This is a genomic window from Nocardia sp. NPDC056541 (assembly GCF_042794235.1).
GTDB lineage: Bacteria > Actinomycetota > Actinomycetes > Mycobacteriales > Mycobacteriaceae > Nocardia.
This window is the reverse complement of the sequence record NZ_JBHTUD010000005.1, coordinates 1-19332: the sequence shown is the minus strand read 5'-3', so window position 1 is coordinate 19332 and position 19332 is coordinate 1. Positions and strand designations below refer to the sequence as shown.

Annotated in this window: 18 protein-coding genes; 12 read left to right on the top strand and 6 right to left on the bottom strand. The window is 66.9% G+C overall.

Features of this window, described 5'->3' with window-relative positions; genetic code table 11:
- Positions 1-5 precede the first annotated feature (5 nt).
- The 3 genes from cydB to ACFQ9R_RS10010 form a co-directional block, all read right to left on the bottom strand.
- On the bottom strand, positions 6-1028 hold the full coding sequence (gene cydB, locus ACFQ9R_RS10020) for a cytochrome d ubiquinol oxidase subunit II (RefSeq protein WP_378990048.1): 1023 nt from the start codon (positions 1026-1028) through the stop codon (positions 6-8).
- A 9-nt stretch (positions 1029-1037) separates the two neighbouring features.
- Positions 1038-2531, bottom strand: a complete 1494-nt coding sequence (locus tag ACFQ9R_RS10015) for a cytochrome ubiquinol oxidase subunit I (protein WP_378990420.1) — start codon at positions 2529-2531, stop codon at positions 1038-1040.
- Positions 2532-2702: 171 nt separating this feature from the next.
- Positions 2703-3446 (bottom strand): uracil-DNA glycosylase, encoded by a 744-nt coding sequence (locus ACFQ9R_RS10010; protein WP_378990047.1) that lies wholly within the window; start codon positions 3444-3446, stop codon positions 2703-2705.
- Between the two features lie 95 nt (positions 3447-3541).
- Between ACFQ9R_RS10010 and ACFQ9R_RS10005 the strand changes: the two genes are divergently transcribed.
- Positions 3542-5041, top strand: coding sequence for a carboxylesterase/lipase family protein (locus tag ACFQ9R_RS10005; protein WP_378990046.1), 1500 nt, complete (start codon positions 3542-3544; stop codon positions 5039-5041).
- The gene (gene car / locus ACFQ9R_RS10000; RefSeq protein ID WP_378990045.1) at positions 5038-8493 is read left to right on the top strand and encodes a carboxylic acid reductase; all 3456 of its coding nucleotides are present in this window, start codon (positions 5038-5040) and stop codon (positions 8491-8493) included. The genes ACFQ9R_RS10005 and car overlap by 4 nt, the downstream gene beginning before the upstream one ends.
- Here car and ACFQ9R_RS09995 read toward each other — a convergent pair.
- Both ACFQ9R_RS09995 and ACFQ9R_RS09990 read right to left on the bottom strand, forming a co-directional pair.
- Positions 8431-9105, bottom strand: coding sequence for a GDSL-type esterase/lipase family protein (locus ACFQ9R_RS09995; RefSeq protein ID WP_378990044.1), 675 nt, complete (start codon positions 9103-9105; stop codon positions 8431-8433). The two genes, car and ACFQ9R_RS09995, sit on opposite strands and share 63 nt — an antisense overlap.
- 306 nt (positions 9106-9411) lie before the next feature.
- Positions 9412-9969 (bottom strand): TetR family transcriptional regulator, encoded by a 558-nt coding sequence (locus tag ACFQ9R_RS09990; RefSeq protein ID WP_378990043.1) that lies wholly within the window; start codon positions 9967-9969, stop codon positions 9412-9414.
- A 92-nt stretch (positions 9970-10061) separates the two neighbouring features.
- Here ACFQ9R_RS09990 and ACFQ9R_RS09985 point away from each other — a divergent pair, with 92 nt between their 5' ends.
- Genes ACFQ9R_RS09985 through ACFQ9R_RS09975 form a run of 3 tightly spaced genes read left to right on the top strand, consistent with a single transcriptional unit; the run spans position 10062 to position 12272 of the window.
- Positions 10062-10532 (top strand): DUF4334 domain-containing protein, encoded by a 471-nt coding sequence (locus tag ACFQ9R_RS09985; protein WP_378990041.1) that lies wholly within the window; start codon positions 10062-10064, stop codon positions 10530-10532.
- Entirely contained in the window at positions 10532-11620 is a 1089-nt protein-coding gene (locus ACFQ9R_RS09980; protein ID WP_378990040.1) for an NAD(P)-dependent alcohol dehydrogenase, read from the top strand. The genes ACFQ9R_RS09985 and ACFQ9R_RS09980 overlap by 1 nt, the downstream gene beginning before the upstream one ends.
- A 25-nt stretch (positions 11621-11645) precedes the next feature.
- The gene (locus ACFQ9R_RS09975; RefSeq protein ID WP_378990039.1) at positions 11646-12272 is read left to right on the top strand and encodes a TetR/AcrR family transcriptional regulator; all 627 of its coding nucleotides are present in this window, start codon (positions 11646-11648) and stop codon (positions 12270-12272) included.
- Between the two features lie 40 nt (positions 12273-12312).
- Here ACFQ9R_RS09975 and ACFQ9R_RS09970 read toward each other — a convergent pair whose 3' ends face one another.
- Entirely contained in the window at positions 12313-12972 is a 660-nt protein-coding gene (locus ACFQ9R_RS09970; protein ID WP_378990037.1) for a TetR/AcrR family transcriptional regulator, read from the bottom strand.
- A gap of 138 nt (positions 12973-13110) precedes the next feature.
- Between ACFQ9R_RS09970 and ACFQ9R_RS09965 the strand changes: the two genes are divergently transcribed.
- From ACFQ9R_RS09965 to ACFQ9R_RS09935, 7 genes are all read left to right on the top strand, one after another.
- Positions 13111-13905, top strand: coding sequence for an alpha/beta fold hydrolase (locus ACFQ9R_RS09965; RefSeq protein WP_378990036.1), 795 nt, complete (start codon positions 13111-13113; stop codon positions 13903-13905).
- Entirely contained in the window at positions 13902-15350 is a 1449-nt protein-coding gene (locus tag ACFQ9R_RS09960; protein ID WP_378990035.1) for a flavin-containing monooxygenase, read from the top strand. Before ACFQ9R_RS09965 ends, ACFQ9R_RS09960 begins: the two co-directional genes overlap by 4 nt.
- A complete protein-coding gene (locus ACFQ9R_RS09955; protein WP_378990034.1) occupies positions 15347-17011 on the top strand; it encodes a GMC oxidoreductase in 1665 nt (554 codons plus the stop codon). The genes ACFQ9R_RS09960 and ACFQ9R_RS09955 overlap by 4 nt, the downstream gene beginning before the upstream one ends.
- 15 nt (positions 17012-17026) lie before the next feature.
- Positions 17027-17587, top strand: coding sequence for a DUF4334 domain-containing protein (locus ACFQ9R_RS09950; RefSeq protein WP_378990033.1), 561 nt, complete (start codon positions 17027-17029; stop codon positions 17585-17587).
- 52 nt (positions 17588-17639) lie between these two features.
- A complete protein-coding gene (locus ACFQ9R_RS09945) occupies positions 17640-17942 on the top strand; it encodes a hypothetical protein (protein ID WP_378990032.1) in 303 nt (100 codons plus the stop codon).
- Positions 17943-17966: 24 nt separating this feature from the next.
- Positions 17967-18254, top strand: coding sequence for a hypothetical protein (locus ACFQ9R_RS09940; RefSeq protein WP_378990031.1), 288 nt, complete (start codon positions 17967-17969; stop codon positions 18252-18254).
- Positions 18255-18348: 94 nt separating this feature from the next.
- On the top strand, positions 18349-19332 hold a 984-nt coding region (locus ACFQ9R_RS09935), incomplete at its 3' end, for an MFS transporter (protein ID WP_378990028.1).

The window sequence follows — 19332 nt, the reverse complement described above, 5'->3', positions numbered from 1 at the left end:
ACAGCCTATTTCGAGAGCGGCAGCCCGGTCGGTTCGGGAATCTGTTCGACGGTGAGTCGTTTGCGGAAGACCCAGTAGGTCCAGCCCTGGTAGATCAGGACCACCGGGGTGCACAGGACCGCTGCCCAGCTCATCACCTGGAGGGTGTAGTGGCTGGAGGAGGCGTTGTGGATGTTCAAATCGAACGCGGGGTCGATCGTCGAGGGCATCACGTTCGGGTAGAGCGAGCCGACCAGCAGGATGGTGGCCGCGGCGATCGTGACGGTGGTGCCGATGAACGCCCAGCCGTCACGGGCCGCGCCGGTGGCCCCACCGGCGACGACCAGGCCGAGCACGGCCGCGCCGAGCGCGGCCCAGGTCCAGCCGGAGCCGTAGGCGAGCTGAGTCCAGAGCCCGAACCCGCCGACGATCGCCACCGTGGGCACGAACAGGATCCGCACGCATACGCGGGCATCGTCGCGGACTTCACCACCGGTTTTGAGCGCGAGGAAGATCGCGCCGTGCAGGGCGAACAGGATGGCCGTGGTCGCCGCGCCGAGCAGCGCGTAGGGGCTGAGCAGATCCCACACCGAGCCGACGACCTGTCGCTTCTCGTTCAGCGGTACCCCGCGCACGAGGTTGGCGAACACCCAGCCCCACGCCAGTGCCGGAATCCACGAGCCGATGCCGATACCGATGTCGCACCAGGCCCGCCACTTCGGCGAGTTGATCTTCGATCGCCACTCGATCGCGCAGATTCGCAGGATCAACGCGACCAGCAACAACAGCAGGGCCAGATAGAACCCGGAGAACAAGCTCGCGTACCACTCGGGAAACGCCGCGAACATCGCACCGCCCGCGGTGATCAGCCAGACTTCGTTGCCGTCCCACACCGGGCCGATGGTGTTGAGCACGACGCGCCTGCGCACATCGGAACCCTTACCGAGGATCGGCATCAGCATGCCGACGCCGAAGTCGAAGCCCTCGAGGATGAAGTAGCCGGTGAACAGCACGGCGACCAACACGAACCAGAATTGCTGCAGACTCATCGTCGTCTCCTAGTACGCGAAGGACAGCGGCTCGACGGGTTCGGCGCGGTGCCTGCCGCCACCGCCGTCGTCATCGGGACCGAACTCGTCATCGGACGCCGTCGGCCCTGGTTCGGGCCCGACCACGGTGTAGCGATGCATCAGGTAGTACCAGACCACCGCCAGCGCGCCGTAGAGCAGCGTGAAGACAGCGAGGGAGAAGATGACCGTTGCCGGTGCGTGATCGGAGACGCCTTGCGCCACCGTCATGCGAATGGTCTTGTCGCCGGTCAGGTTCGGCACCACCACCCACGGCTGACGTCCCATCTCGGTGAAGACCCAGCCCGCGCTGTTGGCCAGGAACGGGGTCGGGATGGCGATCAGGCACAGCCAGGAGAACCAGCGTGTGTCGGGAACTCGGCCGCCGCGGGTCATCCAGAGTCCGGCCAGCAGCAAGAGTGCCGGTCCGGCCAGCAGGCCGATCATGCCGCGGAAGCCCCAGTAGGTGACGAAGAGGTTGGGCCGGTAGTTGCCGGGCCCGTAGTCCTCGACGTAGGACTTCTGCAGATCCTCCACACCCTGCAACGTGACGCCGGTGAACTTGCCCTCGGCCAGGAACGGCAGGACATAGGGAACCTCCAGCAGATGCGTGACGCTGTCGCAGTTGTTGTGCGTGCCGACGGTGAGGATCGAGAACTTCGGATCGGTCTCGGTGTGGCACAGCGATTCCGCCGACGCCATCTTCATCGGCTGCTGTTCGAACATGATCTTGCCCTGGATATCGCCGGTCAGACCCACCACGACGATCGACGCGGCGATCACCCACATGCCCGCACGCGCCGCCGGGCGCCACATGGTCTTGGCTTCGTCGAGTTTCGTGGCATCACCACTGCGTACGTTGCGCACCATGAACCAGCCCGCGATGCCGACCACGAAGGTCGCCGCGGTCAAGAACGCGCCGGCGACCACATGGGGAAACGCCGCGAGGGTGGTGTTGTTGGTGAGCAGCGCCCAGATGCTGTCCAGCTCGGCGCGTCCGGTCTCGGGATTGTATTTCGCGCCGACCGGGTGCTGCATGAACGAGTTGGCGGCGACGATGAAGTAGGCCGACGCGTTGACACCGATCGCGACGATCCAGATCGTGGCGAGGTGAACGAGTTTGGGCAGGCGAGTCCAGCCGAAGATCCACAATCCGAGGAAAGTCGACTCCAGGAAGAAGGCGACCAGCGCTTCGAAAGCCAGTGGCGCTCCGAAGACGTCGCCGACGAACCGGGAGTACTCACTCCAGTTCATCCCGAACTGGAACTCCTGCACGATGCCGGTGGCGACACCGATGGCGAAGTTGATCAGAAACAGTTTTCCGAAGAACTTGGTGAGTCGGTACCAGTGTTCTTTTCCGGTGATCACCCACGCCGTCTGCATTCCCGCGACGAGCGGTGCGAGTCCGATGGTGAGCGGGACGAAGATGAAATGGTAGACCGTGGTGATACCGAACTGCCATCTGGAGACATCCAGTGTGCTCATTGCCAGCGAACTCATCGTCGGATCTCCTGCCATCGCAGTGAACTGGTGCCGAACGGTGTCGAGGGGAAATGGATGAATATCAATGAATTCGTCCGTGGGTCCGCGTGGAATGGCCGATCGTGTACACAGTCAGCACTGTTCGATCCTAGGTGACCGGGTCGCGAATTCCGGTCAGGACTCGGCGATCGTCTTCGCGTGCAGCAGGACGTCCTCGATCATCGCGGGAGTCACCCGACCGGTAGCGGTATTGCGCTGACTCACGTGGTAACTGCCGAGCACGGTGACCGATCGGCCGTCGGGATGGGTGATGACGACTTGTGCGCCGTGGGTGAAACGGGGACGTGGGCGTGGCACGTTCCAGCCCCCTGCCAGCAGGACGGTAAAGAGGGCCTGCCAGCCGAAGGCGCCGAGAACGACGATCACCCGCAGCGTCGCGCGCAGCAGCTCCAGTTCCCGGCTGAGGAAAGGCGCGCAGCGCTGCCGCTCTGCGGGTGTCGGTTTGTTCTCCGGCGGGGCGCAGTGCACCGGTGCGGTGAGCCGGGTATCGAGCAGTTCGATCCCGTCGTCGCGGCTGACCGGGTGCGCGCCGGTGGCCAGACCGACCGCGTGCAGTGCGCCGAACAGGACGTTGCCGCTCGGGTCGCCGGTGAACATGCGCCCGGTCCGGTTGCCGCCGTGGGCGGCGGGAGCGAGGCCGACTACGAGAATTCGCGCGTCGGCGGGCCCGAAGCCCGGTACCGGTCGACCCCAATACTGTTCGTGGCGGAAGGCCGCGCGTTTGACGACGGCGACCTCCTCGCGCCAGGCGACGAGCCTGGGACAGGCGCGACAGGTGGAAACCAGGCGGTCGAGCGCGGCGATATCGGGGGTGTGGGCCGCCGCTGCCGGGGCTGCTTCCGGATCCACGCCGGTCATCGGCCCAGTCTAGTCGGCGGCCCCGATGCGGTTTCGAGACAGTTCGCCGACGGAACCATCTGCGCGGTACCGTCGGTACCAGGTACATTCGGGGGATGTTGTCCACCGAGATCGTGAGCGCCGACGGAGTCGTGCGCGGTCGTGCGGGTCGTCGAATCGCCCGCTGGCGTGCCCTGCCCTACGCGGCCCCACCCATCGGAGCGTTGCGGTTGCGTGCTCCCCAGCCCGTTCGACCGTGGACGGGGGTGCGATCGGCGACCGAGTTCGGCTTCGCCGCGGTGCAGAACCCCAACGGTGCCCGCGTGGGGCCGCGAACCTGGCAACCCACCGGGGAGGATTGCCTGACGCTCAATGTGACCGCTCCGGTGACGCCCTCGTCGACACCGCGCCCGGTCATGGTGTTCTTCCACGGTGGCGGCTACCTGATCGGCACATCGAGCATGTACTCCGGCGCACGGTTGGCCGCGCGGGGAGACGTGATCGTGGTGTCGGTGAACTACCGGCTCGGTGCGCTCGGGTATGTCGATTTCAGCGAATTCTCCACATCGGAGAGACCTTTCGAGTCGAACCTCGGATTGCGCGATCAGGTCGCGGCACTCGAATGGGTGCGCCGCAATATCGCCGCGTTCGGCGGTGACCCGGACAACGTCACCATCTTCGGTGAATCGGCGGGTGCACACGCGGTGGTCAGCCTGCTGGCGACCCCCGCCGCCCGCGGCCTGTTCCATCGGGCGATCGCGCAGAGCGCCCCGGCAGACTGGACCTCGACTCCGGACGAGGCGCGCGCCTTCGCCCGCCGTTGCCTGGACCGGCTCGGCGCCGCACCGGCCGACGCCGCGACCGTCCTGAGCACCGTGTCAGCGAAGGAACTGGGCCGGGCGGGTGACCGCGCGCTGGGCCGGGCGCTGCACGAGAATCCGGGCAGCTTTCCCTACGCCCCGGTCGCGGACGGCGACTTCCTGCCGGAAATGCCCGTGGACGCGATCGCGGCGGGCCGGGCGCATCCGGTGCCGTTGATCATCGGCACCAACCGCGACGAGGCGACGCTGTTCCAGCGCTTCGCCAAGGCGGTGCCGCACACCCCCGAGCAGCTGACGACCATCTTCGGACGCTACGAACCGGGCGCCGAACAAGCGGTGACCAGCCGATACCCCGGCTACCCGGCCGCGCGGACCGCGGTGCGCGTCGGCGGGGACCACCTGTTCCTGCGTCCGACGCTGGCCGTCCTCGAAGGCCACAGCCGCTATGCCCCCACCTACGCCTACCGGTACGACTACGCCCCGCGCGCACTGCATCTGGCGGGTTTCGGCGCCACCCACGCGCTCGAACTCGTCCCTGTTTTCGGCTGGGTCGACGGACCGGTCGGCCGCGCGATGACAGCGGCGGGCGGCAGGCGGGCGTTCCTGGCGGTCCAGGACCATATCCAGGACAACTGGCTCAGCTTCGCCCGCACCGGCCGGCCGCTGCCGCCCTGGAGCCCCTACACCGCCGAACGCCGGACGACCTCCATCATCGACCATCCACCGCGCGTGCTGGTCGACCCCGAGTCCGCGCGACGCGAAGCGTGGCAAGGCATCCGGAAGTGCGAAGCATGACCGTCGAGCTCGCCGCGGGGCAGCCGGCCGATCGCATCAAGGCGCTCTACGCCGAAGACGGGCAGATCCGTGCGGCGCGTCCCGCCGAGGACGTACACGCCATCGTGACGACCCCCGGGCTCGCGACGGCGCGCATCGTCGAGACCGTCATGACCGCCTACGCCGAGCGCCCGGCGCTCGGCTCGCGCCGGACCGAATTGGTCGAGTCGGGCGGACGGCGGACTCGAAAGCTGTTGCCGGAGTTCGATGTACTGACCTACGGGCAGGTGTGGGAGCGCACCCGCGCGCTCGCCGCCGCCTGGCACAGTGACGGTGTCGTCGCGGGGGATTTCATCGCGGTGCTCGGGTTCACCAGCGCCGACTACACCGTGCTCGATCTGGCCACGATCCATGTCGGCGGGGTCGCGGTGCCGTTGCAGGCGGGCGCGGGCCTCGAACAGTTGTATTCGATCCTCGACGAGACCGAGCCGACGGTGTTCGCGGTCGACACTGCCCACCTGGCCATCGCCGTCGACGCGATACTCGCCGGCGCAACACCACGTTCGCTGATCGTGTTCGACCATCACGCCGACGACGACGATCACCGCGATGCGCTCGACGCGGCCCGTGCCCGTCTGCGTGCGGGGGGATCGGCCCTGGTGCCGAGCACGCTCGCCGACATCGTCGCACAGGGTCGGCTCGCCGATGCGGCTGCGCTGAGCGTGCCCGCCGACGGCGAAGACCCCCTCGCCCTGCTGATCTACACCTCGGGCAGCACCGGTACGCCCAAGGGCGCGATGTACACCCAGCGCTTGGTCGCGGTCGGCTGGCAGCCCGCGCGGCCGTTGGCCGCGATCAATGTCAACTTCCTGCCGATGAGCCATATCGCGGCCCGCCTCACCCTCAACAGCGTGCTCGCCCGTGGCGGCACCGCGTTCTTCGCGGCGGCGCCGGACCTGTCCACGTTGTTCACCGACATCACGCTCGTGCGGCCTACCGAGATCTTCCTGGTGCCGCGGGTGTGCGACATGATCATGCAGCGCTTCCGCCATGAGGTCGCCGAACGCGGCGAGGCGGCGACCGAGACGGTGAGAACCGAACTGCGTGAACAGTTCCTGGGTGGCAGGTTGATGTCGGCGCTGTGCGGCAGCGCGCCGATCGCCCCCGAGCTGCGCACCTTCGTCGAATCGGTGCTGCAATTGCGCCTGCACGACGGGTACGGCTCCACCGAGACCGGCGGTGGGGTGATCTTCGATACGAAGGTGATGCGCCCGCCGGTGCTGGACTACAAACTCGTCGACGTGCCCGAACTCGGCTATTTCGCTACCGACAAGCCGTATCCGCGTGGGGAATTGCTGCTCAAGACCACCACGATGATCGCCGGGTACTACCGCCGCCCGGAGGTGACCGCCGAGGTCTTCGACGCCGACGGCTTCTGCCGCACCGGCGACGTGGTCGCGGAGCTGGCGCCGGACCGGCTGGCCTACGTCGACCGCCGCAACAATGTCCTCAAGCTGTCCCAGGGCGAGTTCGTGACGGTATCGCGGCTGGAAGCGGTGTTCGCGGGCGCCGATCTGGTGCGCCAGATCTATGTGTACGGCAGCAGCGAACGGTCCTATCTGCTGGCGGTCGTGGTGCCCACCGACGCCGCGTTCGCGGGACCTGCCGACGGGTTGCGCGCCGCGGTGAGTTCGTCGCTGCACCGCGCCGCCGTGTCGGCTGGGCTCGAGCCGTACGAGATTCCGCGCGACTTCATCATCGAGACCGAGCCGTTCTCATCGACCGACGGGACCTTGTCCGGAGTCGGGAAACTGTTGCGCCCGAAGCTGAAACAGCGGTACGGCGAGCGTCTCGAGAAGCTCTACGCGGACCTGGCACGGGGTCAGGAAGACGAACTGCAGCGGTTGCGTCGCGATGCGCCCGGCCTACCGGTGTACGAGACCGTCGTTCGCGCCGCCGGCGCGGTGCTCGGCGGCGATTCGGCAGATCTGCGACCCGATGCGCGATTCGGTGATCTCGGCGGCGATTCGCTGGCAGCACTGTCGTATTCGTCTCTGCTGCGGGAATTGCTAGCGGTGGATGTGCCGGTGAATGTGCTGCTCGGGCCGGACAGCGACCTGGCGCGCATCGCCGACTACGTGCGCCGTGAACGCGAACCAGGCACGCACAGAACCGATTCCGATGCGGTACACGGTATCGATGCGGCCGAGATTCGCGCTGCGGATCTGACACTCGAGAAGTTCTTGGATGTCACCGCGACGGCACAGGTGCCTGCCGCGGCACCCGCGCGGACGGTGCTGATCACCGGCGCCAACGGCTATCTCGGCCGGTTCCTCCTCCTGACCTGGCTGGAACGGCTCGCCCCTCGGGGCGGCAAGGTGATCTGCGTGGTCCGCGGCGGCGATGTGATCGCCGCTCGCGAGCGCCTCGACGCGGCGTTCACCAGTGACAGCGAGCTCGACACCCATTTCCAGCTCCTCGCGAAGGACACGCTGGAAGTGTTGCCCGGCGACATCGGCGAACCGAATCTCGGTCTGCCACAGCTGACATGGGACCGGTTGGCCGCCGAGGTCGATCTGATCGTGCACTCCGCGGCACTGGTGAACCATATGCTCCCGTATGCACAGCTGTTCGGCCCGAACGTGGTGGGCACCGCCGAGATCATCCGGCTGGCGCTGACAACGACGCGCAAGCCGGTGAGCTACCTGTCGACGGTGGCCGTCGCGGCGCAGGGGGAGTCCTTCGCCGAAGACGGTGACGTGCGAACCATGAGCCCGGTCCGCCGGCTGGACGATTCCTATGCCAACGGCTACGGCAACAGCAAGTGGGCGGGTGAGGTGCTGCTGCGGGAGGCGGCTGAGCGGTTCGGACTGCCCGTCGCGGTGTTCCGCTCGGACATGATCCTGGCGCACAGTCACTTCCGTGGCCAGCTCAATGTGCCCGACGTCTTCACCCGGCTCTTGCTGAGCGTGCTCGTGACCGGTCTCGCGCCGACGTCGTTCTACCGCTTCGATTCTGCCGGGCAACGACAGCGCGCCCACTACGACGGACTACCGGCCGACTTCGTCGCCACGGCCGTCACCGAACTCGGCGCCGCCGCTACGAGCGGTTACCGCACCTACGACGTCCTGAACCCGCACGACGACGGCATCTCCCTCGACGTCTTCGTCGACTGGCTGATCGACGCGGACTGCCACATCGATCGCATCGACAGCTACGACGAGTGGTTCGCCCGCTTCGAAACAGCCTTGCGGGCCCTCCCTGAACCTCAGCGCAAACACACCCTGCTCCCGCTGCTCGACGCCTATCGCCGGCCCGGTCGTCCACTGCCCGGCTCGGCTCTTCCCGCCGAGGGATTCCGCGCCGCCGTCCGCGCCGCGCAGCTCGGTTCCGACAACGACATTCCGCACCTACCGGCGGATCTCATCGCCAAATATGTCCGCGACCTGACCGGTCTCGGCCTGCTGGAGTAGACCGTACGGGGTGGGCCGGGCGATCCAGGACTGCCAGCGGCTGTCGAGGACGAGCTCGGCCAGGCGCTGGTAGCCGCCGCTGCCGGGGTGGGCACCGTCGCCCGCCCTGGCTTCGCGAGTCCAGACGGGGTCGTCGGCCAAGTGTTGTGTGGTGGCGACGAACGGCACCTTGCGTGATTCGCACAGCTCCGCCATGTCGTCGGCGAGCTCTGCGGTGCGCCGCAGGTGCTCCGCGCCGCCGTCGATGACAGGTGGTGGGCCGATTACCAGCGGATGGATCGCACGCTCCCTGCTTTCGGTCAGCAGGGTCGCGAGGTTGTCGAGGCATTGTGCCCTGCCCACCCGGACGTTGCCGTCCTCCACGACCGCGTCGTTGCTGCCGAACGAGATCACCAGACGATTGTCGGCCCCGGGCAGGACGCGCGGCTCGACCTCTCCCCAGCAGCGGCGCAGGACATCAGCGGAGGTATTGCGCCGGATGCCGAGGTTGAACGCGGTGATACCGGGCCCGCTCGCGGCGAGTACGCGGCCGACCCAGCCGCGGTACTCCGGGTCGCCGATTCCCTGGACGAAGGAGTCGCCGATGAAGCAGATGCGCAGATCCTCATTCATTCGGGCAACTGTACGAGGTGGGGGAGTGGGCTTCGAGGATGGCCTGATCGGCAGCGGGGGAGCGCACAAGCAAAGGGGCAGAGGGTATTTGAAACGGGTGACGATCACGGCAGCCGTAGGTGGAGCTACCGGCGACCTTCTGCGAGGGGTCTCCCGGCTAGATAATTAATCGCGATATTGCGATATGCGCATCTAAACATGTTATTTCGTCACCCATCATGGTCGACTCCATGCACCTGAATACCCTTCAAAAACACAAGGAGGGGAGGGGGCAGGGGCTGCCGTAGTGGGGGAGCGTGCCGGTTGCTACGGCGGGGCGACCATTCGCGCCACGGCCGCCACCACCGCCGCGCGCTGCGCCGCCAGGCGACCGTCGTCGGTGGATCCCGTTCTCGCATGGGTGGCTGAGGTGCGGGTCAGATCGGTGAGCATGCGAAGCATGATCGGGGCGGGGATATCGGTGGTGACGAGGCCTTCGTGCTGACCGCGGCGGAGCTCGGTGATCTTCGCGTCGATGGTGCGACGCAGAGCTTGCGGCATGTCGCCGGATGGTTCGAGTTCGGCCCAGGCTTGTAGGCGGGCGTTGTCGGGGTGGGCGACGAAGTGGTCGAACAGTCGGCCGGCGTAGGCGGGTAGGTCGTCGGCGGACATGGCCGCTTCGCTGCTGGTTTCGGTGGTCCAGCGTTCGGTGACGGCCGCGTAGAGCTCGTTTTTGCCGGGAAAGTAGGCGTAGAGCCGGTCTTTGCTGGCGTGTGCGACGTCCGCGATGCGGTTGATCCGAGCGCCGGCGATGCCGAATTCGGCGAACTCCGCTTTCGCCGCGGTGAGTATTCGCTCCCTGGTTGCCTGACCTGCCGCACGCATGCGCCGAATCCTACCTCTTGCCGAACCATCTGGTTCGGAACTATGGTCCACTGTGAACCGAATGGTTCTGAACTCTGTGAGACGAGGGCTTGATGAGCGCGGACAAACCACGGTGGCAGCAGCTCAAGGAGCAGTCGGACGGTGTGACGACCGCCGAGCTGGATCAGCTGTGGACCCGGCTACGCCCGGCGCGGGCCGAGGACATCCTCGGCGAGTGGCGCGGTGACGCCTTTCAGACCGGTCACCCCCTGTGCCGCGCACTGCCCGCGAGCCGCTGGTATGGAAAGAACTTCCACGCTCTCGACGACGCGAAGCCGCTGATCTGCCGGGCCGAGGACGGGACCCTGTTCTCCAATGTCGAACTGGGACAGGGCGAAGCGACGCTGTGGAACATCGAGTTCCGCGGTGAGGTCACCGCGACCATGGTCTACGACGGTCGCGCGGTGTTCGACCACTTCAAGTGGCTCGACGACACCACCCTGATGGGCATCATGAACGGGCGACCCGAACTGGTTCTCGCGCACGGCGAATACTTCTACTTCCTGCTCGAACGGGTCTCTTGATGCGCACGACGGCGGTGCTGTCGCGCGATCCGGGCGCGGAGTTCTCGATCGAACCGATCGAGGTCGACGAGCCGCGCGCGGGCGAGATCCTGGTGCGGATCGTCGCGGCCGGTATCTGCCACACCGACCTGGTGAGCCGTCGCGCGGGCGCCGCGGATCGGCCGATCCTGCTGGGCCACGAGGGCGCGGGTGTCGTCGCGGCGGTCGGCTCCGATGTGCGCACAGTGCGGCCCGGCGATCATGTCGTGCTGACCTTTCGGCACTGCGGTGCCTGCCGCAACTGTGTGGCCGGCCGGCCTGCGTACTGCCACCGGGCAACCGCGCTCAACCAGTTCGGCCGACGCGCGCACGCCACGCCCCGGGCACTCGTCGACGGGTCCCCGATTCTCGACGGGTTCTTCGGTCAGTCGAGTTTCGCCGGTTACGCGCTGAGCACCGAGGACAACACGATCGTGGTCGACCCCGCGATCGACCTCACGGTGGCGGCGCCGTTCGGCTGCGGTTTCCAGACCGGTGCGGGTGCGGTGCTCAACGCTTTGCGGCCGGAGCCGGGTGCGTGGGTTGCCGTGTACGGGGCGGGCGCGGTCGGGATGGCGGGTCTACTCGCAGCCCGGACAGTTCCGGACGTGCGCGTGGTCGTCGTCGAAACATCGGCTGCGCGGCGGGAACTGGCCGTCGAGCTGGGAGCTGACGCCGCACTGGATCCTGCCGACGGGCCGACGGCAGCGCGCATCCGGGAACTCACCGATGGTGGTGCGACGCATGCGCTCGACACGACCGGCATCGCCACCGTGCTCGCCGATGCCGTCGCCGCGCTCGCGGTGGGGGCGACGGTGGTGGCGGTGGGTCTTGGTCGCGGTACGCCGCCGATCGATGTCGGTGATCTCGTGCTGCACGGCAAGGTGATTCGCGGCTGCCTCGAAGGCGACAGCGTGCCCGCCACCTTCATTCCCCATCTGCTCGATCTGTACGCGGCCGGTCGTTTCCCGGCCGATCGACTCATCGCCCGGTATCCGCATGCCGAGGTCGGCGCCGCGCTGGCCGATCAGCGTGCGGGCACTGTGGTCAAGCCGGTGCTCACATGGTGAACACCCTCGAATCCCCGGACGCGCCATGACACTTCTCTTCCATGACATCCAGACCGACGAGAGCGCCGAAACGGCCCGCACCCAGCGTCGGCTCACGGTGCTCAACGCCGCGCGTGCGGTCTTCGTGGCCCACGGGTATCACGGTGCGAGCATGGACGACATCGGCGTTCGGGCCGGGATGAGCAAGCCGGTGCTGTACACGCACTACGCGAGCAAGCTCGATCTGTATCTGTCGGTGTTGCAGGGGTATCTGGACCGGATGGTCGACGGCATTCGCGATGCGCTGGCCGACGCGAACGGTCAGGAGGACAAGGTGCGTCGCGCGGTGCTGGCCTATTTCGACTTCGTCGACGAGGACGCAGGCGGGCACACGTTGGTCTTCGAGTCGCCGGTGCCGAGTGAGCCGTGTGTGCGGTGGCGGGTGCGCAACGCCATGGGCGAGTGCGCAGTGCTGGTGAGCGCTGAGCTGCGCGCGGCGGGGATGGACGATGTCCGTGCCTACGCGTGTGCGTTCGGCGTGGTCGGTGCCAGCCATCTCGCGGCGCGGCAGTGGCTGGACACGGGTCGTCCGATTCCGAAGGGCGATGCGGTCGATACCGTTGTCTCGCTGTGCTGGAACGGGTTGTCCGGGGTCGAGACGACGGGGGACTAGGGCCTGTCGCGCCCTGGTTGGGGAGCGACGTCGAGCGCGGTCAGTGCAACGCGGCCGGCAGTGGACTTCCGTCGAGCAGTTCCTCGCTGGGTAGCTGTCCGATGAGTACGGCGAGCGCGCGCTTCCATCGGCGCAGTACCGCCTCGCGTTCGCCGAGTGTGCCGGTGAGCATGGCGGTCATCGAGAGCCCGGTGAGCAGGTCGATGGTGAATTCGACGAGGACTTCGGCTCGCGGATCCGAGGCGTACGGTTCGCCGAGCACTTCCAGGTAGAGCCTGCGCATTTCGGTGAATACGCGACGTTCTTCGATGACGAGCTGGTCGCGGAGTTCGGTGTCGGTGCGTGCGGCGACCCACAGGTCGAGTGCGGTGAAGAAGGCGGGGCTGTTGAGGTCGCGCCAGGCGAGGTCGACGACCGATTGCAGGCGGTCGCGGCCGGGCGCGAGGAGTTCGGCTTCGCGCCGGAATTTCTCGAGCCGGGTGTCGACGACCTGGGTGGTGGCGGCGATGAGCAGTTCGGCTCTGGTGGGGAAGTGGTGCTGGACGGTGCCGCGGGCGAGTCCGGCGCGTTCCTGGACCGCGCTCACGGTGGTTGCGGCGTAGCCGCGTTCGAGCAGGCATTCGGCGGTGCAGGCCAGGATTCTGGCGCGGGTGGATGTCCGACGTTCGGCCTGGGTGCGGCGTGGAGGTTGCACGGTCACCTGAGAAATCGTACGTGCTGCCGACAAGATTCGGTAGATTCAGTGAAAAGTGTCGGCCGTCACCTCTTGACGACGGCCGATGGAGCTGGTGCAATCAAGAAACCGTACGCAGTAACTGTTTATTGACGAAGGGCTGCGATGACGCAGATCTCTCACCTCCGCCGGGGCAGTGGTACGCCGATCGTGCTGGTGCACGGTCTCGGCAGCCGCTGGCAGGTTTTCGCACCGATCATCGATCTGCTCGCCGAGCAGCACGAGGTCATCGCGATCGATCTACCGGGCTTCGGTGACTCACCCGCGCTGGACACTGTGCGACCGGGTCCGCGTGGCTACGCCACCTGGCTCACACAGTGGTTGGCGGACAACGACATTCGGCGCCCCCATGTGGTCGGAAGTTCGATGGGCGGTGGCATCGCCCTCGAACTGGGCCGGGCCGGGGTCGCGTCCGGGGTCACCGCGTTCTCCCCGGTCGGCTTCTACGGGCCGGTGGGACGGCGGTGGACGCAGGGCCTGCTCACCAGCATGCGTGGCGCCGCTCGGGTCGCCGGACCGGCACTGGACCGGCTGGTCGAGCATCCCGCAGGCCGCGTAGTCCTGCTCTCGTCCATGTTCGGCCGCCCGGTTCGCGTCGATCCCGATGCCGCTCGCACCGATTTGGCCGGGCTGGCGGGGGCCACGTCCTTCGCCGCTGCTCGCGACGACTTCGGCAACTATGTGCTCGACCCCGGCGACGACCGTGGCTCGCTGAGCGAGATCCCGGTGACGATCGCGTGGGGCACCCGCGACATCGTGCTCGTACACCGCACCCAGAGCGCCCGCGCGCGGGTGGTGTTGCCGTTCGCGCAGCACGTCGACCTTCCCGGCTGCGGGCACCTCCCGTTCAGCGACGACCCCGAAACCTGTGCTCGCCTCGTTCTCGAAGGGACCTCATGACCCCGTCCATCGCAGTGATCGGTAGCGGGTTCGGTGGCCTGGCAGCTGTCATCGCACTGAAGAAGCGCGGCTTCGACGACATCGTCGTGTTCGAGAAGGCCGACGATGTCGGCGGCGTCTGGCGGGAGAACACCTACCCCGGTGCGGCCTGCGATGTGCCCTCCCCGTTCTACTCGTACTCCTTCGAGCCGAATCCACGGTGGCCGCACCGATTCTCGCGACAACCGGCGATCCTCGACTACATCCGGCACGTCGCCGAGAAATACGATGTGCGCCGCCATATCCGGTTCGGCACCGAAGTGCTCGGTGCGGCGTTCGACGACGCGACCGGGAAGTGGACGGTCCGGCTCGGCGGCGGAGAGACCGTGGTAGTCGATGTGCTGGTGTCGGCCGTGGGCCAGCTCTCCCGGCCTTCGGTACCTGCCATCGAGGGCCGTGACAGCTTCGGTGGCACCAGTTTCCATTCCGCCGAGTGGGATCACGACGTGGATCTGACGGGTAAGCGCGTCGCCGTGATCGGTACCGGGGCGAGTGCGATCCAGTTCGTTCCCGAGGTCCAGCGGCAGGTCGAGAAGCTGACGCTGTTCCAGCGAACCGCGCCCTACATCATCCCGCGCCCCGATCGCGAGTTCTCGACTCGCCATCACCGGGTGTTCGAGAAGTTGCCGGTGACCGAGCTCGCCGAACGTGGCACCTGGTACGGCGTCGTCGAAGGGCTCAGCGTCGCCTGGGTGTACTCCAAAGCGTTGTCCGCCGCGATCAAGGCTGTGTCGAAGTGGCACATGCGCAGGCAGACCAAGTCCGAGCCGGGCCTGTTCGAGAAGGTGTGGCCGGACTATCCGGTCGGATGTAAGCGAATTCTGTTCTCCGACAATTATCTTCCGGCGCTCACCGAACCGAATGTGGAGGTGACCACCGAGCGGATCGCCGAGATCACACCCTCGGGTGTGCGCACCGTGGACGGGCGGGATCACGAGGTGGATGTGATCATCTGGGGGACGGGCTTCACCAGCACCGAGTTCCTGGCGCCGATGACGATCACGGGCGCGCAGGGCCGGGAGCTGACGCAGGAGTGGGACAGCGGCGCGCACGCCTACTACGGCATGACCGTGCCGCGGTTTCCGAACCTGTTCATCATGTACGGGCCCAACACCAATACCGGTGGCGGCTCGATCATCTACTTCCTCGAGGCGCAGGCGAAGTACCTCGGCGACTATGTCGCCCATCTCGCGGCGTCCGGTCGCGCGCTGACGGTGCGTCCGGAGGTGGAGCAGGCTTATGACGAGCGGATCCAGGCGCAGCTCGGCGGCAGCGTGTGGAGTCGCTGCTCGTCGTGGTACCGCCAGGCCGACGGTCGGATCACGACCAACTGGCCACTACTGGGAATCCAATACAAGAAACAGGCGCGGTTCGATCCCGCCGACTATGAGGTGGTGTCGCGATGAGTGACTACGACTACGACGTGATCGTCGTCGGTTCCGGCTTCGGTGGCAGCGTCACAGCGCTGCGGCTGACCGAAAAGGGTTACCGGGTGGGAGTTCTGGAATCCGGCAGGCGCTGGGATGCCGAGGACTTCCCGAAGACGAACTGGAACATTCCCAAGGCCATCTGGGCGCCGCGCCTCGGCCTGACGGGGCCGCAGCGGATCAGCGCGCTGGGCAAATGCTTGGTCTTCAGCGGTTCGGGCGTGGGCGGCGGGTCGCTGATCTACGGCAATACGCTCTACGAACCGCTGCCGGAGTTCTATCGCGATCGTGCGTGGGCGCACATCACCGACTGGAAGTCCGAGCTCGCGCCGTACTACGACCAGGCCTCGCGGATGCTGGGCGTGGTCGAGAATCCGCGGGTCGGGCCGAAGGACGACGTGCTGTTGCAGGTCGCGCGGGATCTGAAGGTCGCCGATACCTTCCATCGCACCCATGTGGGTGTGTTCTTCAACGAGGGTTCTGAAGGTGTCGAGGTCGATGATCCGTACTTCGGTGGTGCGGGTCCGCGCCGGGCGGGCTGTATCCACTGCTCTGAGTGCTTCACCGGTTGCAAGCACAATGCCAAGAACACCACCACGCTCAATTACCTGCACCTGGCCGAGAGCAACGGCGCGCAGGTGCATCCGTTGACCACGGTGACGTCGGTGGCGCCCGACGGTGCGGGTGGTTATCGCGTCGAGACGGTGCAGTCCAACGGTTGGGTGCGCAAGCAGCGTCGCACGTTCACCGCCCAGCAGGTGGTGTTCGCGGCGGCGGCGCTGGGCACCCAGAAGTTGCTGCACACGTTGCGCAGCGACGGCACGTTGCCGGAGTTGTCCTCGCGGGTCGGCGAGCTGACCCGCAGTAATTCCGAGGCGATCATCGGGGTCACCAGTAAGTCCCGGCGTGATTTCGCCCAGGGCGTGGCGATCACGTCCTCCATTCACCCGGAACCGCAGACGCATGTGGAGGTGTGCACCTACGGCAAGGGACAGAACGCGCTGTTCTTGCAGACCGTGCCGATGATCGACGGTGGTGCGTTCCGGTTCCTGCGGTTGTTGCTGTCGATGGTGTTGCATCCGGTGCAGTTCCTGCGTTCGCAGAATGCGCACGGTGCTTCGGAGCGGTCGGTGATCCTGCTGGTGATGCAGTCGCTGGACAATTCGCTGACCTCCTACCTGAAGGGCAAGCGGTTGGTGACCAAGCAGGGCAGCGGAGAGCCGAACCCGGAGTGGATTCCGATGGCGCACGACATCGCCCGCCGATACGCCGCCGAGTCCGACGGCATCACCGGCAATATCGCCACCGATATCTTCAATATCCCCGCGACCGCGCACTATATCGGTGGCTGCACCATCGGTGACTCCCGTGAGACCGGCGTGATCGACCCGTATCAGCGGGTCTATGGCTATCCCGGTCTGCACATCGCCGACGGCAGCGCGATCACCGCCAATCTCGGGGTCAACCCGTCGCTGACCATCACCGCCCAGGCCGAGCGTGCGATGGCGTTCTGGCCGAACAAGGGCGAGCCGGATCCGCGTCCGGATCTCGGGGCCGCCTACCAGCGGATCAGTCCGGTAGCACCCGAACAGCCCGCTGTGCCCGCTTCCGCGCCCGGTGCGCTGCGACTGCCCGCCTGAGGCGAGAGGATCTTCATGACGATCGACCGACTTACCGCGCTCGAACCCGCCTGTTCCCGACAGGACGCGCTGGACCTGTTCGACAGTCTCGCGCCGGTGCCGGCGACCCAGCTCAGCGGCCGATGGAGTGGTCGCGAGCTGGGCACCGGGCACCCGATGGACGGCTTGCTCGTCGCGTCGGGGTGGTATGGCAAGCAGTTCGACGGTCTCGAGAGTGTGCATCCGCTGCTGTTTCGCGGTCCGGCGGGCGATATTTTCGCCGTCGATCCGCAACGGGTGCCATTGGGCCTGGTCGGGAAGGTGCCGAGCAAGGTCGTGGACCGGGGTCGGGGGCTGCTCGGGGTGCTGAAACCTGCGTTGCGCGCCCGTGGTTATCGGGCTCGGTTGCGGGCGGTCGAGCACCGCGGGGTGGTCACCACGGCGATGGTCTACGACCATCTGCCGATCATCGATGTGTTCCGCCGGATCGACGACGACACCGTGCTGGGCCTGATGGACTACCGCAATTTCCCCGAGCCGTACTTCTTCGTGCTCGTCCGGGAAAACTCGAGTGATTCTGCCCGTTTGCCCGATTGAATCGGGGGTACGCGCCGAAAACGGAGAGCTCTCGTCGGAAGGAGGCCGTGCCATGACTGACTACATCGATCCCCATCAACACAAGTTTCCCGACACCGAGCGCACGACGCGCTCACACGCGGGTGAGTCGATTCAGGACTCGCTCAATTGGCCGGGGCTGTTCCTCGTCGGAGTCGGCATCGTGATGCTCGCGGCCACCTTGACGGCCGCCGGTTCCGGGTTCGTCGGATGGGCGGTGATCGCCGGAATCCTCAGCGGTGTGTGTCTGCTGTTCGGGGTCGGGATCGTGCTCGCCGAGCATCGCCGGATCAAGGTCAGCGAGGGGTTGCACCTCACCGATCCGTGTGGTCACTGAGGTCAGAACTCGGAAAGGACGTCGATGAACGAACGCGCTGAGCCGGGACGGATCATCGTCGACTATTCGCATCTGTTCCCCGGTGTGGTGGTGCGCGCCGATCGTATGGCCGACGAGTTCGATGTGGTGTTCTCCGATGGGGTGCGCACCGAGGCCGGCATTCTGCAGGACGATGACGGGGTCGCGGCACTCGACGTGGTCGGTTATGCCACGGCCGCGGGCACGGTGCAGCCCGGTCGGGTGTGGCCGATCACCTCGATCGAGGATGCCGGGTCCGAGGTGAATATCAAGCTGGGCCCGTACTTGCGCTAGCTTCACGCTGCTCGACGAGGCCGGTTCGTCGTCACTGGACCTTTCTGCGCCGAACGACTGGACCAGCGTCCATCTCTGCCGCGATGATGACGCCATGAGCGAGCATCCCGCGCAACGGCGCACGCTGGCCGTGTTGGTCGCGGCGCAGATTTTCAGTGGCGCGGGGCTTGCCGCCGGCATCACCGTCGGCGCGTTGCTGGCGCAGGACATGCTCGGATCGACCGGACTGGCGGGGTTGCCCGCGGCGATGTTCACGGTCGGGTCGGCCGCGGCGGCGGTCGGAGTGGGTCGGATTTCGCAGCGGGCGGGTCGACGGGCAGGCCTCACCCTGGGCTATCTGACCGGTGCGCTGGGGAGTATCGGGGTGGTGGCGGCCGCGGTGACCGGGAGCTTGGCGCTGCTGTTCGTGTCGCTGATCGTGTACGGGGCGGGGACCGCGACGAGTCTGCAAGCGCGATACGCCGGTGCTGATCTGGCGCAGCCCGCGCATCGGGCGCGCGCGATCAGTACGGTGCTGGTGGCGACGACGGTCGGTGCGGTGGTGGGGCCGAATCTGACGACGCCGATGTCGAATATGGCTGTGAACTGGGGCATTCCGGCGCTGTCCGGCCCGTTCGTGCTGTCCGGGGTGGCGTATGTGCTGGCGGCCGTTGTGCTGTGGGTGATGTTGCGGCCGGACCCGCTTGTGCTTGCCCGCGCGATTGCCGAACCGCCCGGCGAGGTGGTCGTGACGCAAGCTCCGACACGGTGGTCGGCGCCGATCGTGGCCGGGACGACGGTGATGGTGGTGACGCAGTTGGTGATGGCCGCGGTCATGACGATGACGCCGGTCCATATGCAGCATCACGGGCACGGGGTGGGCGCGGCCGGATTCGTGATCGCGGTGCACGTCGCGGGGATGTATCTGCCGTCGTTGCTGTCGGGGATGCTCGTGGATCGGTTCGGGCCGGGGCTGGTCGCCGTGGCGGCCCCCGCCCCCCAGGGCGCGGCCCCCCCCGCGGCAGCGCTCCCACCCCCCAGTTGGGTCGCGGCGCGGGCCGGGGCGCGCGGACATCTCGGGGGGGGCGGTAAAAAGGGA

Coding starts and splice junctions, on each gene's coding strand:
- ACFQ9R_RS09960 (WP_378990035.1), top strand. CDS start 13,902: ATGACCCCGTCCATCGCAGTGATCGGTAGCGGGTTCGGTGGCCTGGCA.
- ACFQ9R_RS10015 (WP_378990420.1), bottom strand. CDS start 2,531: ATGAGCACACTGGATGTCTCCAGATGGCAGTTCGGTATCACCACGGTC.
- ACFQ9R_RS09995 (WP_378990044.1), bottom strand. CDS start 9,105: ATGAATGAGGATCTGCGCATCTGCTTCATCGGCGACTCCTTCGTCCAG.
- ACFQ9R_RS09980 (WP_378990040.1), top strand. CDS start 10,532: ATGCGCACGACGGCGGTGCTGTCGCGCGATCCGGGCGCGGAGTTCTCG.
- cydB (WP_378990048.1), bottom strand. CDS start 1,028: ATGAGTCTGCAGCAATTCTGGTTCGTGTTGGTCGCCGTGCTGTTCACC.
- ACFQ9R_RS09955 (WP_378990034.1), top strand. CDS start 15,347: ATGAGTGACTACGACTACGACGTGATCGTCGTCGGTTCCGGCTTCGGT.
- ACFQ9R_RS09945 (WP_378990032.1), top strand. CDS start 17,640: ATGACTGACTACATCGATCCCCATCAACACAAGTTTCCCGACACCGAG.
- ACFQ9R_RS10005 (WP_378990046.1), top strand. CDS start 3,542: ATGTTGTCCACCGAGATCGTGAGCGCCGACGGAGTCGTGCGCGGTCGT.
- ACFQ9R_RS09950 (WP_378990033.1), top strand. CDS start 17,027: ATGACGATCGACCGACTTACCGCGCTCGAACCCGCCTGTTCCCGACAG.
- car (WP_378990045.1), top strand. CDS start 5,038: ATGACCGTCGAGCTCGCCGCGGGGCAGCCGGCCGATCGCATCAAGGCG.
- ACFQ9R_RS09965 (WP_378990036.1), top strand. CDS start 13,111: ATGACGCAGATCTCTCACCTCCGCCGGGGCAGTGGTACGCCGATCGTG.
- ACFQ9R_RS09975 (WP_378990039.1), top strand. CDS start 11,646: ATGACACTTCTCTTCCATGACATCCAGACCGACGAGAGCGCCGAAACG.
- ACFQ9R_RS09990 (WP_378990043.1), bottom strand. CDS start 9,969: ATGCGTGCGGCAGGTCAGGCAACCAGGGAGCGAATACTCACCGCGGCG.
- ACFQ9R_RS09940 (WP_378990031.1), top strand. CDS start 17,967: ATGAACGAACGCGCTGAGCCGGGACGGATCATCGTCGACTATTCGCAT.
- ACFQ9R_RS10010 (WP_378990047.1), bottom strand. CDS start 3,446: ATGACCGGCGTGGATCCGGAAGCAGCCCCGGCAGCGGCGGCCCACACC.
- ACFQ9R_RS09985 (WP_378990041.1), top strand. CDS start 10,062: ATGAGCGCGGACAAACCACGGTGGCAGCAGCTCAAGGAGCAGTCGGAC.